Source organism: Telluria sp. RT2P19 (assembly GCF_059685725.1).
The window spans coordinates 25,223-41,067 of record NZ_JCASIL010000028.1; the positions used below are offsets into that span (position 1 = coordinate 25,223).

At 52.6% G+C, this 15,845-nt stretch carries 10 protein-coding genes; all 10 read left to right on the forward strand.

Annotated features, from left to right (window positions below):
* The first annotated feature begins 1,133 nt into the window (after window positions 1-1,133).
* The 10 genes from AC56KW_RS24490 to AC56KW_RS24535 all read left to right on the forward strand — a co-directional run bounded on the left by AC56KW_RS24490 (window position 1,134) and on the right by AC56KW_RS24535 (window position 15,758).
* Entirely contained in the window at window positions 1,134-1,586 is a 453-nt protein-coding gene (locus AC56KW_RS24490; RefSeq protein WP_497173232.1) for a hypothetical protein, read from the forward strand.
* Between the two features lie 2,011 nt (window positions 1,587-3,597).
* A complete protein-coding gene (locus AC56KW_RS24495) occupies window positions 3,598-3,807 on the forward strand; it encodes a hypothetical protein (RefSeq protein ID WP_497173233.1) in 210 nt (69 codons plus the stop codon).
* Window positions 3,808-3,903: 96 nt separating this feature from the next.
* Entirely contained in the window at window positions 3,904-4,401 is a 498-nt protein-coding gene (locus AC56KW_RS24500) for a hypothetical protein (RefSeq protein WP_497173234.1), read from the forward strand.
* A 246-nt stretch (window positions 4,402-4,647) separates the two neighbouring features.
* Window positions 4,648-4,890, forward strand: a complete 243-nt coding sequence (locus AC56KW_RS24505; protein ID WP_497173235.1) for a hypothetical protein — start codon at window positions 4,648-4,650, stop codon at window positions 4,888-4,890.
* 681 nt (window positions 4,891-5,571) lie between these two features.
* The gene (gene zorA, locus AC56KW_RS24510) at window positions 5,572-7,575 is read left to right on the forward strand and encodes an anti-phage ZorAB system protein ZorA (protein ID WP_497173236.1); all 2,004 of its coding nucleotides are present in this window, start codon (window positions 5,572-5,574) and stop codon (window positions 7,573-7,575) included.
* Window position 7,576: 1 nt separating this feature from the next.
* Window positions 7,577-8,281: an OmpA/MotB family protein gene (locus tag AC56KW_RS24515; RefSeq protein ID WP_497173237.1), complete on the forward strand. Its 705-nt coding sequence runs from the start codon at window positions 7,577-7,579 to the stop codon at window positions 8,279-8,281.
* Window positions 8,275-10,011, forward strand: a complete 1,737-nt coding sequence (locus tag AC56KW_RS24520; protein WP_497173238.1) for an EH signature domain-containing protein — start codon at window positions 8,275-8,277, stop codon at window positions 10,009-10,011. The genes AC56KW_RS24515 and AC56KW_RS24520 overlap by 7 nt, the downstream gene beginning before the upstream one ends.
* Complete coding sequence (locus tag AC56KW_RS24525) at window positions 10,011-13,865, forward strand: SNF2-related protein (RefSeq protein WP_497173239.1); 3,855 nt, start codon at window positions 10,011-10,013, stop codon at window positions 13,863-13,865. The genes AC56KW_RS24520 and AC56KW_RS24525 overlap by 1 nt, the downstream gene beginning before the upstream one ends.
* 141 nt (window positions 13,866-14,006) lie before the next feature.
* A complete protein-coding gene (locus AC56KW_RS24530; protein WP_497173240.1) occupies window positions 14,007-14,543 on the forward strand; it encodes a hypothetical protein in 537 nt (178 codons plus the stop codon).
* Window positions 14,544-14,861: 318 nt separating this feature from the next.
* Window positions 14,862-15,758 carry an OST-HTH/LOTUS domain-containing protein gene (locus AC56KW_RS24535; RefSeq protein ID WP_497173241.1) on the forward strand — a complete coding sequence of 299 codons (897 nt, stop codon included), beginning with the start codon at window positions 14,862-14,864 and terminating at the stop codon, window positions 15,756-15,758.
* Window positions 15,759-15,845 lie beyond the last annotated feature (87 nt).

The window sequence follows — 15,845 nt, forward strand, 5'->3', positions numbered from 1 at the left end:
TGCAATCTGTATAGCCCGGAGCAGGCACCTAGGTATGGCGTGGTCACTCCGTCGTCTAGCTCGCACCTGACAACCTGCTCGGAGCAACGACCGTCGCAGCCTCGATAGCGACCGGTGACCGCCCCTTCGATAGCAGCAGAGCTTAACGCTGTGCTGATGTAGTAAGTCCGCCTTCCGCAGCATCTGCGCATGCAGTCATGAAGCCTGGATAGACGTCGCCTACCCGAATGCCATAGCTATAGCTCCAGCGGCAAGCTAACCGGCGCTTATAGGACTACGAAGGTGATTTCAACCTGGGCAACAAAGTGAAGCTGCTCCTCAGCCGAGTTCAGTTAGATGCCATTTCTTCGGGTGCCGGCATGGAATCGCCGTCCATCGTAATTAGACTGCTCCGGACTTCACGCTAGTAGCGAAAGGCGGCCTGCCGGCCGGCGAATTTGTTCGGCAGTGCGCATCTCAACCTCGATACTGGCAAAAAAATTTGACAACAAAGTTTCCATGTGGAATACTTCTCTTATCGCATCACAACGATGCGGCGTCCCCCTATAAAGCGGACGTGGGTTTTTCTGGACCCTATTGCCATGTGCAATGGGGTTTGGGAATGAGAGCCCCTATTGCCATGTGCAATAGGGGCTTTTTTGCGTCCACGGTCCGTGTAGGGCGACTTTTGCTCTTTAAAAACCAAGCGAATGGACACCCGCGCGCATTAGGTTTGCATACCCGGCGCCGGATATGGACCATTCCGTATGTACTGACACCCGCCAGATGACTCCCTAGTCAACGAGGTTGTTTTTGGCGATGAAGCTGCCTCCCTTGGAAAGCATCTTTGAAAAAAGAAAAAGAACTCGACCGAGGTGTTTCGATGACCAGCTCACCCGTCACAGCCACGGCTACTAACGCCGGACATTTGAGCACGTCTTTCTCACCAGTCAACCACCAAAATTCGGGGCCGCCTTGGCCAACGGGCGGACCGAACACTCCTCGCCTTGGCGAGCACAAGCAAGCCATCGGAAATTTGTCGCTTGCAGCGCATGAATTTGAATTTGTACCTATACGACGTAAGGGGGAGAGAAGTCCCTCCACCTAGGTCAATCGCAACCACTATTCACGTTAATAAAATCACAGGAAAAACCATGAAAAATAAAGCCGTTCTGACTCTGTATGCTAATAGCGGTGGTGCCGTAATCGGAGACCTCTACGTTGGAGAGACGCGGGTACTTGCGACAACTCACCCAGCAACTATCGCCGCCGCGATATTTGCAATGGAAGAGAACTCGTTTTCATTTAAATTAAATGGGATAGAAGTTGAGTGTGCGTTCCCGATTGAGGACGACGATTTGTCCGAAGTGACTTCCATCCTCGATGACGTAGACGAAGCGAAATTTATCATTGGTTTCGCAATGTTTTCCCGATTGGATTTTCTGAATCCTCCGCCGTTCGATGACCAAGCAGATATCCATCTCCGCACGGCCGTCCATCATTTGGACGAACAGTTGGTCCGCGTCCGGCCCTTATCGCCGCCACCGAAAGGATTCAAAAAAGAGTTGAGGAACCGAAATAAATACATCTACTTCCCTTGGGAGTGATTGATTCGAGAGCCGCCACATTGAAAGTGGAGTCAAAAATAACAGGAGAGTGTCGATGTTCGTGCTGCATGTAGTTCTGAGCTTGGCATATCTGATAATCGCGGTTTTTGCGTTGCTTGGCGCCATAGATTTCATAAAAGACAGTGTAGCCATCTTCAAAGAAGCGCTCCGTAAAAGAAGAGAGCGCAATGACCGTTAAACGGTCAGTTAATTTATCGGCCCCGTATCTTGGGGCCGTTTTCCATAATCACTTCAATATGCCGGTTCAGTCCGGGACGGCTATCCGTCATCAAATGGAGGCGCCCCAGTTGACGATTGGCGACGAACGAGACACACCGTGGGTTGTGTATGAAGGGCGTTAATATCCGCGATAAAGACAACCCATCTTGCTGAGGTGCACAAGAATTGGCGCCGTGAAGTAATCGAAGTCGAGGCTGGACAGTGGGCCATCCAGAGGCAATTGGCTGACCCGATGTTCCTCAGCGTTGGGGCATCAATTTCGCGGCCATAATCGGACTGCCTAGATTGCCGCTCCAATAAATGCTGCCCGTGGAACCCATGCAACCCGTACAACCCATGCAACCCATGCAACCCGTGCGACCCGTACAACCCGTACAACCAGTCCAACCCGTGCGACGCGTCTAACCCATGCGACCTATTCAAACCATATGAATCGCACAAATCGTGCGAATGATGCAAATCATGTAACTTCGACACGATAACGGTAGCGATGTCTCCGGCGGTAGAACCCGACGGATTGCGGCCGGCTACGGTTTGTGCGCGTCTCCCTTTCCAGCTCGGCGCGAGCCGTAGGTCTGCTGTCAGTCTCTGTAGTAACGGGCAGAGCTTATGAAGGGGTGAGTATGTTCATGGAACATGATGTGACATAGGTGGGGCGCCGCGGATGGCTCTGGTAACCGACGCGTTAGGAATCGTTAGTAAATTGTGCGCTGGCGCACAATTTCCCCCAAATCATCGGCGAAAGGTAAAAAATTCCAATTTACGATTGCGTTCGTCGGCGAGACTGAAATGATTCTATCTCGTCGGAGAGCAGTATCGTTATTAATATGCATGAAAACCCTGGGACTTATGAACCAGGTTCGATAGAAATTTTATAGTCAATACTTATGCGATTTTGGGGTAAGGTCCGGTGGAAGTTGTTACCTAAGCAACGTTCTTTCTCCAGTTTCGTGCCCTGCATCCGGCCCTGCCTTTCGCCCGGAATTAACATCATTCGAGTATTTAGAGTCATATTCTAAATATCTTTTTCCCTTGAAAATCAACACCTTCCATGGAAGCCTGGCTCAGCTTTATGCATTTTCTCTGGACGCCTCTGGATAAATATAAATGCGTTTCTTAGATTTTTCAGTTGAGCGAGGACTCCTAAGCCACTTTAATCAACCTGGAGCCACAACGTGAAAGTATTTATCCTGAATTCTCCTGTTCGCAGCGTTAGGAACCTGACATCAGCAGAGTGTGCAAATCTGCGCGCTGAAGGTATTAGTTGCTCACCCGCGTGGATAGTTTCGCCTGCCGGTAACGAGAGCTGCAGCGGAGGGCACCTGTATTCCCCTGCGACACGGGGCGGCCACGACAATGCCGGCATCTACGCGTTGCAGGCCTAGTCCTGAGCGAAAGGAAGGGAGCCGCAATGGACAGATGCGAAACTCGCACCGCGCAAGAACCGACAGCCGTGGATGCGGCCCTTTTTATAGCGTTGCTAAAACGCCATGGCCTCGAGTACGGCATCACGTACGAGTGGGTCGGCCGCTGCCGACACGGTGTTATCGAGGTATTCGATGCTGCCTTGGGACCGTTCGATGGCGCTGTAGCCTGCGAGCAGTTCAGTCGCAGTACCCACCTCTGGACAGAGGCCGACGCACGCATCGGGACCATGCGCACAGATTCGCCGAAGCATCTCGCGGTAAGGCATTAGTCGCAACGCTCGAAGATTAATCGATACAAACGCCAAAGCTACTCCACCACGAATCTCAAACAAAGGAATATTCATATGAACAACCAAACCCTCCGAATCCCTGCCCACTATTTCCTAAAGAATACTGATGTCTTTCTACTTTTAGCAGTATTTCGCACTGCAGCTAATGCTTCTGGCTGGACCAAAGCTCATTTCATGAAAACCATGGAAGGAGCTATGTCGGGCGATGACCATCACCTGCGTTGCACACTCGCCAAGTATTGCGTGGAGCCGAGCAGCGCGTAACGAGCTGTGGTGTGACTCCCAAGAGCTCTCATGTGGCGTGTACAAAGAGCTAATTGTAACTTCGGAATCTAAATCATAAAAAAATTGGAGTTCTTAATGACTGAAAAAGAAGCAATCATAATTCCCCGCGCTAAATTCTCATTCGAAGTGCCGGACGCGCTCAGGCGCAATCTGTACAAGGTTTTCAAAAAGGAGAATGCATACAACGTTGGTCCTGTGGTCATGGATGCGACTGTCGAAAACCTTGAGAAATGGATTCAGTTCGTGGCGTCCTTAAACGACGCCATGCCAGTTTTTGATGCAGTGTCTTGCGCCGAGGCGCCAATGTACGATTTAGCTCAGGCTCAAAAAGTTCTAAGTCAGGGCGTTGACTGTGCTCTCCACTCGTTGAAGGAATTCGAACTGTCTATGAAAGCGTGGGATGAGCATAAAGTCCGGGCGGAGGCGAGACTTGCATTACTCTGGCCGGCCCTGGAAAAGTGCCGTGCTGACGCTGATAAAGCGGCAGGCGCAGCCAAGGAGGCTCAAGAGGTATGCGAAGTGGTTGCCGCCGCAGTAGCCCGATACGAGAGCTATCGTTTGGCACAACTTTGAATAGGCTCGACGCCGACGAGGAGGCGTTGCCTGCTGTGGAGGCGGCCTACGCAGTGTTTCGAGAACAAGGGCTCTTAAATGACCAGCTACGGTTGGTGCTTTATGGCGGGCCTTCCGCTGCCGAAATCATCTGACAGGATTACCATTACGACCGAACAAGTTGACGCTTCCACTTCATTTATGACAGCGACCGCTCTATACAGCACCCACCAACCGATATCGAAAAGAACCAAAAGAGAGCTTCATATGAAAACCCACAAATTTGTACCATATTTCACCGGCGAGCCTCTCGTGCGCGTCGAGTACTCGTACACCGACATGCACATGTTTCAGAGCATCGGAGATGAAGTTCTGAGCGCTGAAATCACTGAAGAGCAGCACTCGCACCTGAACTCGCTTGCGGCTGACGACCAAATTACGGCCGCACACATTTTTGCTGATGCGCACGGACCGACGCGCCCGACCCCCGAGGTTCGCGACCGCGACTAGACAATGAGGGCGATGGCAATAGACAACTCTGGTACAGCCCCTCCCGGGCACCTGACGCAGTTAGAATGCCGCACCTAAGGGCGCGGCTTCACCCATTTGCTAGCAGTTCTTAGCAGCGACTCTCACGCTCGCTCTCAAGCCGCAAGGTTATTTGCAGTCAGGGTTAGGACGGTTCCACTTATCGTTGTTCGGGCCGGGGCCAGTAGAGCAGCCCCCGCCGGGACCTGTGGATAGGCCTCCACCAGGACCGTTAGATTTTCCGCCTCCTGGACCTGTCGATAATCCGCCGCCTGGCCCAGTAGATAGTCCTCCACCTGGGCCAGTCGACAGGCCTCCCCCTGGTCCCGTAGACCTGCCACCGCCGGGGGGCTCCCTGCAATCCCGCTGAGTGCAGGTGTGGAGATTGGCCGCGTGCTATTTCTTAAGATTTTCGAAGAGGTGCAAGTGTGGGAGTGGCAAGCGCCGAATTGGAAGTTGGCGGTGCGGTTGAAGTGACCTTGCCTACGGCTGCGTAGGCTAAATGCTTCTGCTTAATAGGTCTGTTGTAATCGACGCACCTTGCGTAGGAATAACTTTCAATATGGCATAAAATATTGACTCGTGCGCAACAGGAGCTTCTATCTTCCGATGACTGCTGTGTCACTCATAATTTAACAATTGAGTCACCGGCAAGGAGAGAATGTGAACTCTATCAGCGCTGCTCTTGCGCACATCAACCCATCGCTAGCCGCGGTCCACGGGGTCCCGTTCTATATCTTCTTGATTGTTGTTTTCTTGACCTTGCTGTTCATCCTTGGCTATTTAGTCAAAGGTGTGCAAGTTTGGAGGCAGATTCGCTCGGTGCTTCAAGAAACCCAGGCACTCCATAAGACCAGCCCGTCGCCCGACCCTAGAGAGGTCGGCAAGGCTTTCCGTTGGGAGCCGTTTAAGCATCTGTGGACTGAGTACGACGATACCCTCCACGAGCTGCGCAAAGCCGGGTCCGGCGAAAATGCGCTCGTGGAAGTACGGGCTACGGTGCCGGCGGACTCCATTTTCACCCGGGATGTACTTGTCGACAGCCGTCTCTTTGACGAGTTCACGCGACACTTACCTGGGGTGCTGACGGGCTTGGGCATTATCGGTACTTTTGCTGGCCTGTTGGATGGTCTGCAGCAGTTCAAGCCGACGCCAATTGAAGAGGCGGTAAAAGGGTTAGCGCCGCTGCTTATGGGCGTGCAGCACGCGTTTGTCGCCTCGGGTACTGCAATCGCCTGCGCGATGCTGGTCGTTTTCATAAACCGACTTACGCTCGCGTACTTTTATCGTTTGGTTGAAAAACTTACGCATACCATCGACAGCATGTACTCGACTGGGGCGGGGGAGGAGTATCTCTCGCGTCTGGTCAAGTCTTCCGAGCAAAGCGCTGCAAGTACTGCTCAGTTGAAGGATGCGCTGGTAGAGGACTTCCGCTTGATGATGACAAATCTCGTCGAGCGGCAAATCCAAGCTCAGGAGGCTACTACGGTGGCTCTTGGTAACCATATTGGCGAAGCCATCTCTACAGCAATCGCAGAGCCAATGAAGCGTGTGTCTGAAGCGATGGAAACCACTTCCCGTGGTAACGGCGAACAGGTCAATTCCATGCTGGAGACGCTTCTGACGGGCTTCATGGCCAAGCTTGAGGATACGTTTGGCGGGCAGATGCGCGGCATCAACGAGCAAATGCAGCGCTCGATGGACTCGATGACCGCTGTCCAGGCGTCTCTGCAGTCCTTACTTTCCGATATCAAGCATACAAATGAGCAGGCTGCCACCCAGATGAGTGGCACTCTGGAAGAGGCAATGTGCAAAGCAGCTGACAATCAACAGCTGATGACTGACCAAATGCGCGAATTCGTACAAGAGTTCAGGCGCCTTGTGACAGAGGAGCAGGCTAAGTCCAAACAGCTGATGGACGAAGCAGTCATGAAAGTACTGTCGGAAGTGGCCGCTGCGATGGACAACATGGAAGGAGTCCGAAAGACAGCAGCGGCAGAGGAGGCTGGACGCAGTGAACGTTTAGCCAGCCATACTGACAACTTGGTGGGCGGTCTAGCATCTCAAGTTGAAGCTTTGCTCGGAACGGTGTGCGAGCAAGTGACGCAGACACAAAGGAACATCGATGTTCTTGGTGATGTCTCGCTCCGTGCTATCGACGGTATGAACAATGGCGCGCTTACAATGAGTACGGCCGCTCAAAGATTCGAAACAGCTGGTAGCTCTGTGACCAACGTCCTGGACCGTTCGACCAACATCGCGGAATCGCTAGGTTCGGTGGCCCAAACTCTCCAAGTTGCATCAACCGCTGTTCAGCGAGGTTTCGAACAGTACGACTCGACTAGGCGCACGGTCGATACGCAAGTTGCGGCCCTCATGGGACTTATCGAGTCTGTGAGAAAAGAGGCGGGCGTGTCTCAGCAGCTGGTTGAGAGCATCAAAACTAGTGCTGACGCGATGCGCCGTTCGGAAGAGGAAGCGCGAGCGCACCTAGACCAAGTCAATCAAGCCCTTGTTAAAGCGTTTAGTGATTTTGGCACTTCGCTGGTTAGTCAGGTGAAGTCAACCATCGCAGAAACTGACCGTCACCTGGCGCAGGGAACAGGACACCTAAATGGGGTTGTGCAGGAGCTTGCCAACGCCGTCCAGCGTATGAAGAGGGCTTGATATGCTAGCCCCAATTTTCCTCAAGAGACCGGGGAAGCATGAAGGTGAAAGCCCGTTTTGGATTTCGTTTTCGGACTTGATGTCTGCGCTGATGGTTCTGTTCTTGGTCGTGATGGCGGTAACGCTTGTTGCGGTCACGCAAAGCATTGATGCATCGACGAAGGCGAACATTGAGCGGACAGCTGCAATCAGCAAAATCATGTCGATGATTGCTAACGACCCAAAGAGTGCGGGCGTTGGTGTCGACCAGCAAAACTACCGTATTGACCTTGGTAAGCACGTTCGCTTCGACAGCGGCAGCTATACGATTAATCCTGCAGCGGGACAGTTCCTCCGCAATTATATCCCTACGCTCCTGAAGGCAAAAGATACGCCCGAAGGGCAACGGTGGATTAAGAGCATTGTCGTCGAAGGCTTTACGGACGAGGACGGGACGTACCTCTACAACCTCCAGCTTAGTCTGGACCGTAGCCGCGGAGTGGTTTGCTCGCTCTTCCAAAACACAGCCAGTGGTACGCCTCTTTCAGCACAGCAGCTACGCAAAGTACAGGAACTTTTCCTCGTTGGTGGCTATTCTTTCAACTCCATTAAAAAAGATAAAGCAGAGAGCCGGCGCGTCGAGTTCAAGGTTGATTTCTGGGGCATCGGAGAGGAGCTGCCACCAGCTCAAAAGGTTATTGGACCGAAGGGATTTGGGACATGCTAGCGCGTCTCGCATTCGAGAGCCTATCCCGTGACTTAGCTGAAGCCATCGGGAGCTTAGGGCTGAGTGAGGTTACGTTTGGCATTCCCGATATGGTTGAGAAGCCTGCTCGACAAGCCGAGGAGATGTTCCAAGGCTATGCAAAGGCGAAGCCCAGCAAGGAGGACGCATATGCAGCGGCTCGGGCGTTCCTGCGGGGCGCGGAGCTGGATGCGTGGCAGCGGGACATGGTTGCCTCCGCAGTTTGCGACCCTGTGCGTGAACAGTCTGGAGCTACGGTGATAGGGACGGAAAAAAGGTTCTTGAAGCTGTTGGATGGCTACAGAGCCGAGGTTGGACGAGGTGACTTGTGGCGCCTAACATGGCACGGACTTCTTTATTCTTACTTCAACTTCAACCTTAATGCTCATGCAGGCATCTCAGCGCACCCTGGCTGGGAGGCACTACGCAAATTTCTCGAAGACACTTGGCCACTTATTGATAAGCAAACAGCTGGGGACTTGGTACCTGCCTGGGTGAGCGTTCTCCGAAGTGAACACAGACTGTTCAGTAAAGAGCCTGTCGAAAAATATGCGAAAGCGTTCTTGCGAGGTGACACTGACGATGTAGAGAGGCTAGCTGCAGACCTCGGAATTCCACCTTCTAGTTGGTTCTGGCATGCACTCGTTCTCAGTGCGGTTAAGCATGCTACATCCGAGAGCGACACCAAGTTCCGCGCACGCGTCCCGCAGTTGCTGGACCTCATCCAAAGCAAGCCAGGCTTCCGTGACGAAGCGCTCGAATTCATTCTTGTTCGCTATCAGGCTTGTCAAGGAGCGCCAGCAGACGAACGTCTGTGCGATTTCGTTTGCCAGCCCACTGTCTGGAAAAATCCAAAACTTAAGTCTGCCGGTATCGCTACGGCCTGGAATCGCGTGCCCGAAGCTGTCTGGAAGATGGTGCTTACATGGGTCAATGAGCAAAACCTCAAGGACTTTTTCGACATTCTGGCAGCACGTAACAAGGCCGACGAGGGGCGTCTTGCGTTCTGGTCCAAGTACCTCAAACAGATTTCGTGGACACGCTTGCTGTTCGGTGCCGACACAATGGCGCTACAGAAGGCTAATCCCGAGGTCAGGAATTTGATTGCCCGTGAAGAGGGCTCTTACGCACAGCTGACCGGCAAGCCAGAGGTTGATGCATTCATGATGCAACTTGGGCCTTACGTCGTGATTGAGTTTAGCAAGAAGCCAAATGCTTGCTATGTTTATGAAGCTGACAAGCTTCCATTCGAGCCGTATGACCGCTACTACGATGGTGGAACTTCAGACCTCGCTGCCGGGTACCGCCCCGACGTCGACTACGCACTTCGAATCGTGCATCGAGTTGGGTGGGACGATAGGGCTAAGATTGACCTGCTCCAGCTTGGTATCGAACCGGACGTCCGTAGTGCGCCCACAGCCTCTCGTACTACCGCCTTAACTGCCAAGTCTCCAAAGACCACTAAAGCAAAACCTGGCCGCCCCGCGATATCGGCCGCATCGAAAGTTCATGGCGGACCAGACCTCGTGCTTCTAAAGGCACTTGTGAGCCGGTTCAATCGCGCTATTGTCGACGACAGACGAAACCTAGCGAGCGGCGGTCGCCTTTGGGTTGCTGACCCACTTCAACGCACGCAACTCAGCGCAGAGCTCGACCGCATGGGCTTCAAGTGGTCTGACAAACGCCTTGCCTGGTACTTCCCTGAAAATTAATGAGCATTTTTAACATTTTTAAACGTGCCGTATCAGCTACGTCGGCCGCTCCAGTTCTCAAAACACTCTGGTCCGAAGAGGGAGTTCGCGTAGAGTTTTCGAGCCCCTTGCCTGAGCTGACTCAAGAAGCCTTATTGGATGCTTTGTCAGCCGCTAGTGCGGAGGAGTCTGTGCTTGGTGCCTATCTTGCTCAACTAGTCTCTGATGGCCAATGTAAGCTGCAGAGGGACGCAGCAATTGTCCGCTGGGAAGATATATATCAGCTTCAAACCTCGGCAGAGCACGTTGGTGCTCTCGCGCTGCTTGACCTGCCACCGATAGGACCTTTGCGACCAATCGTTGATTCAACCGGGACTTTGTCGGGTCCCGACTTCGAGCTAGATATTGTAGGTTGGACGGACGGGAGCAGGCAGCTGGGCCTTACAGAGCTGGTTGGCGGTGTAGCGACAGTAGACGGCAAGGCGCAGATGCTCTCCGCAGCAGCTTGGCGAACCGCATCGGATGTGGGGAGGTTCAAAATTCGTGGTGCCAGTGAGAGGTCACAAAATCATCATGAACTTGCTTGGGCTCGCATCCGACGGTTCGCTGACGAAGCACAAGCGATGTACGCGAACCCGTATCTTGAAACCACTCTTGTGTTGAGCCCTGAGACCTTGCGTCTTCCACAGTCAAAAGTTGAGACTCCGTTCGGGAAGGTGTTGACGGTTGCGCCGACGTTCGATGGTGCCCCTGATGGCTGGTTAACTGCCTTTGATGGCTTCAACTCGGTGCAGCCTCACTACGATTTAACACGTGGTGCAGGGCGGGTGCGCGTCGTTATATCTGAACCGGTTCGTAAGGTCCTTGAGGTCATCAAGCGCGAGATGCCAGGACGCCGGGTAGCAGGCTCGAAGGCGGAGAAGTTCGTACACAACCCATTCGCGTTTCTGGGTGATACCGCGCATGAAGTGTTCAGGGAAGACGAGTTTGAGGCTGATAGAGCTGAAGCAGGCGTCGTCGACGCTATTTTCAGTCTGGTCACACGAACATCCGACCTCAGAATTGATAGGGTCGACCTGTTAGTCACTGAGCATTTTGCCGACGGAGTTGCGTCTACTGATTGCAAAGCGTTCAGTACGCCTGTGGAACTTGATGACTTTCTCTTGGCTCTCAAGCGTGCACTTGAAGAGGATTTGCAAAAACTCGCATGGGGTGAGTACGACCTGACCATCGACGGACATTGTGCCGTACAGTTGGAGCAAGGGCAGCAAGTCGCGCACCTTTGGCGTATGCAGCCGGGCGAGCGTATCGACTTCAACGATATATACGAAATGGAAGGGTACAGCTCGCGTATCGAAGGCATTGGGCCTGCCAGACCAATCTACGTACCGGTCTTTCAAAAGGAAAAAACAGAAGAGGAGAAAGAGGGTGTCTGGTTCCCTTCTGATTTGACACCTATGGTCCGGGTTACGTTACAGGACCATGAAGGACAAGTGTTGATTCCACTGAGCAAAGACTGGGTGAAGACTTTCGACGAACAGGTTGCAAAAGCCGAGCTGGATGGCAGTTCGAGTGTGACTAATGCGAGCCTCCCAACTGCTATCGCGACTCCGCAAGCGCGCGTGCTCGTCGACAGCTTTAAAAGTATGGTGGACGCACAGGAACGTGTGCGAGGTGATGGGACCGGTACACCGAAAGATAAGAAAGGCCCACGTCAGACACTTCTGCTGAAGACAAACTTCTTCGATGTCGATTACCTGGAAGAGAGACGCACGTCTCTGGCCTTGCCGCCAGACTGGACAGCCAAACTGCCGCGATGCCTGCGACCATCCATAGAGCTGAAACAGCACCAGCTATACGGTGTGGCCTGGTTCCAGCATCTTGTTTCGAAGGCGCCTACGGAGTGCCGTGGAGCTCTCTTGGCGGACGATATGGGCTTGGGTAAGACAGTACAGCTCTTGTCAGTCCTGGCTTGGTACTACGAACACAATCCGAACGCTGCACCGTCAATGATTTTCGCTCCGAAGAGCTTACTTGAGAATTGGGAGAGCGAGTCGAAGAAGTTCTTCAATGCGTCATTCCCAGAAGTCCTGGTTCTCTACGGAGACGCCTTGAAGGAGCGCAAGCAGCCGCTCGGCCTAATTGACGACGAGCTCCGCGGTAAAGGAATTGTGGACCTGTTGAGGCCAGGTTGGGCGGGCGTTGCCAAGGTCATCATCACCACGTACGAAATGTTGACCTCCTATGAGTTCTCGTTAGCCAAGCAGCCATTCGCCTTTCTTATCTGCGATGAGGCTCAGCGCATTAAGACCCCAGGAACTCTAGTGACTATGGCTGCTAAAAAGCTCAAAGCGGACTTTCGTATTGCATGCACAGGTACGCCGGTTGAGAACTCTCTTGCCGACCTATGGTGCCTCTTCGACTTGGTCCAGCCAGGTCTGCTCGGGGCTCTCGACGAGTTTGGAAAGAAATACAGACGGCCCATCGAATGTGCGACCGATGAGCATCGAGACGCTCTCCAACGTCTACAGTCATTGATTGCCCCACAAACGCTGAGACGTACCAAAGCAGACATTGCGAGTGAGCTGACGAAGAAGCTCTTCGCGTTCACTCCAGCGCAAGAAGAAGGACTTCGTTTCAAGCCTCTCCTCGAGGAGACCGAGCGGCTTGAAATTGCGATGACCGAACACCAGCGAATACTCTACAAGGGTGGCCTGAAGAAGCTTCAGGACGCAAACGGCGAATCGAATAGCAAGAAGCGAGCGCAGCTATCGTTTGGTGCGCTTCACCTGATGAAGGCAGTATGCGCAGAGCCATACTGCCTACCAGGTACGAAGTTCATGATGGATAAGTCTGGGTTTGATGCCCACCTCAAAAATTCTCCCAAGTTGAAGTGGCTTTTGGCCCAACTAGCTGACGTTAGGGCTGCCGGCGAAAAAGCCATTGTTTTCACTGAACTACGGGAAGTGCAAGCGGCGCTTTACTACTTCCTGAACAAAACATTCGGCATCAAACCTTCTGTTATCAACGGCGACAAGCAGGGTAGGCAGGCATACATCGATAAATTCACCGCGTCGCGAGGGTTCGATGTCATCATCTTGTCGACTCTAGCAGCTGGTGCAGGACTCAACATTACGGCAGCCAACCATGTCTTTCACTTTACGCGTGCTTGGAACCCATCAAAGGAGGCGCAGGCCACTGACCGGGCTTACCGCATCGGGCAGCAGAAAGACGTGTTTGTGTACTGCCCAACTATCATTGCAGACGACTTCAACACGTTCGAAGTGCGCCTCGACCAGATTCTGAAACGTAAAGCTGGGCTCGCAGGCGCGACGCTAGACGACGGCGGGCTGGCCGCAATGCTAAATGGTTCGGGCGGCGACGCCGGCTTTGCAGATTTGGTGGATAACCCTGATATCGGAGAGCAAGTTGCGAAGCGCTACCTGACGATGGACGACATCGACCGTTTGGATGGCGCTGGCTTCGAAGTGTTCTGTTGTCTTCTCTGGACGAAGCTAGGCTTCCAAGCGCGTATCACAGAAAAGCGCCGAGGAGATGGAGGTGTTGACGTGGTCGCATTCAAAGGACGCGATGGTGAGCTGATTCAGTGTAAGAGCTCGAAGTCGTCTAGTATCGGTTGGGATGCAATCAAGGATGTTACCAGTGGCGCTGCTGGCTATCAAGCTAGGTACCCTAACACTCAATTTAAGCGAGTCGCAGTGACCAACCAGACGTTCACGCAAGGAGCCCTGGCACATGCGGTCGAAAACAAGGTGCGAGTTGTTTCCCGAGCTACCTTGGAAGAGCTACTTGGCCGATATCCCACAACAAACCATGAGTTAGACGAGGCACTTCAAGTGTGGGTGCTGGCATAACACCTTAGAATTGGGTGCGAAGTGAAATGCGGTGATTGGATGGCACCTTAGCTGTGAAATTTGTTTTATAATTTATAGTTATTTTGCTTGAGCTGCCGTGTTTGTGCAGCAGGCGACTACAACCACTAACGCGAGTTTTTCATGATTAAACGTGGACCTTTTGGCCTGGAGATGGGTATGCGCCCGGAAGAGGTGAGCAATCAAATGGAAGAAATAAATCCGGGGCGCTATCTTACGAAGTCGGTTCCAAAACCACACTCGGCATTTCAGCAATATGTTCTGGCATTTAGTGAGAGGCAGGGTTTGTACGAAATTCGAGCGCTTAGCGAAGACTTTAGTTCAAGCGCTTATGGAAACGAAGTCCAAGGGCGTTTCTTTGCGTTGAAAGAAAAGCTTGAGAAAGCCTACGGCGATTGTAAGCTTTATGATTTTCTCTTTGTTGATAGTATTTGGGACGAGCCCCGTGATTGGATGCAAGGCCTACTTTCTCAAGAGCGTGCACTTTCGGGCCACTGGGAAAGAAAGGAAGGGGCTACATTAGATAATGGCATCGAGGCGATATATTTGAGGGGGCATGCGACTAGTACTAGCGAAGGATACATATCGTTAAGCTACTGCTTTGAGAATTACGATACAGCGCAGGCAGAGCTTGCTGCACTGGAGGATGACGCGCTTTAACTTAGCGGCGATAAATATTTTGCGGGTTCTGGCTTAGATTGCTTCCGGTTCTCGAAGCCGCAATCGCTTATTTAATGACGGGACTGGAGCTCTTGAAGTGATTTTGAGACAATGCGCGGCTACAGATGAAACGCTCAAAAAGATTGCGCATGAACCAATGAGAATCTTCGAAAGAGTATTGCTGTAGACTGTCGGCTTGGGAGTTCATGATTCCAATTCCAATAATTAGCACCGTTACGGGGGCTACTGTTGGCGCGGCAGTAGGCGCCTACAAGAGCATTGATAAGAAGTGATGTTTCTTTCGTATGGACTGCTGATTTGGAAAACACCGTAGCTGACCTTCAGCATGAAGTGCAACGCAAGCTTGGTCGCTGCATGCTACGCCTGCAGCAGTACGAGCGGCTATTGAAGGCAATGGTCGCTGGCATGGCAGTAGAAGGCCCCCCTGAGCAACTCCAAGCCGTGCAGGATAGGCAAGCGCTCAGCATACGTAATAGAACTCTGGGTACGTTGGTTGGAATGTTCACCGAGCAGCACCTGACTGCGGCCTCCACAGAGGACCACGTCGGACCAGATGAGGACACCGATGCCCACGGCAAGTCCTCTGACGTCTCCTGGGCCAGCATGCGCTTCACAATCGCCATACCGCCTGAATGTCATGCGCAAACCAAAGCGGGTCTAGCCGAACTGGTTAATCTGCGTAACGACTTGGTCCATCATCTCATAGAAAGTTTCGATATTTCCGACAAAGATGGCTGCCGCGCCGCGTCTATCCACCTGGAGAGTTGCTACGAGCGAATTGATGGCCATTTCCAGCGCTTGAAGACTTGGGCTACTAGCTTAGGTGCGTCCCAAGCGCTGATGTCGTCGTTCCTGCAGTCAAAAGACTTCGAAGATGCATTCGTTCACGGTATCAATCCTGACGGCACAGTGTGTTGGTCAAGGAGTTCAATAGTTGAATGCTTGCGCAACGCTGAGACAGTTTGCCAGGAGGACGGCTGGACCTCCCTTGACGCCGCGATAACCTTCATGTTGAAAGAAAATCGAGACCAGATACCAAGCCGATGTGGGTGCAAGACGTGGCGACAGGTCTTAAAGAAATCAGGGCTGTTTGAACTCCGGAGCACCGCCAGTCCAACTGGCAAAAGAGGACAGACTTGGTATCGCAGTTGTGTCAAAGTCCTTGCGCCTGTAGCGCTTCAGACGTCTGAATAAGTAGAAAAAGAGTCAGCTCTGCGTTGATACGGCTCGGCTAAGATGCCAAGCCCCGCATAGTTGCGAAATTGTCCCGATACCAAAAGG

What these genes read in the sequence shown, in the direction of transcription:
- AC56KW_RS24520 (WP_497173238.1), top strand. Translation starts at nt 8,275, where the DNA reads ATGCTAGCGCGTCTCGCATTCGAGAGCCTATCCCGTGACTTAGCTGAA.
- AC56KW_RS24500 (WP_497173234.1), top strand. Translation starts at nt 3,904, where the DNA reads ATGACTGAAAAAGAAGCAATCATAATTCCCCGCGCTAAATTCTCATTC.
- AC56KW_RS24530 (WP_497173240.1), top strand. Translation starts at nt 14,007, where the DNA reads ATGATTAAACGTGGACCTTTTGGCCTGGAGATGGGTATGCGCCCGGAA.
- AC56KW_RS24490 (WP_497173232.1), top strand. Translation starts at nt 1,134, where the DNA reads ATGAAAAATAAAGCCGTTCTGACTCTGTATGCTAATAGCGGTGGTGCC.
- AC56KW_RS24505 (WP_497173235.1), top strand. Translation starts at nt 4,648, where the DNA reads ATGAAAACCCACAAATTTGTACCATATTTCACCGGCGAGCCTCTCGTG.
- AC56KW_RS24525 (WP_497173239.1), top strand. Translation starts at nt 10,011, where the DNA reads ATGAGCATTTTTAACATTTTTAAACGTGCCGTATCAGCTACGTCGGCC.
- AC56KW_RS24515 (WP_497173237.1), top strand. Translation starts at nt 7,577, where the DNA reads ATGCTAGCCCCAATTTTCCTCAAGAGACCGGGGAAGCATGAAGGTGAA.
- AC56KW_RS24495 (WP_497173233.1), top strand. Translation starts at nt 3,598, where the DNA reads ATGAACAACCAAACCCTCCGAATCCCTGCCCACTATTTCCTAAAGAAT.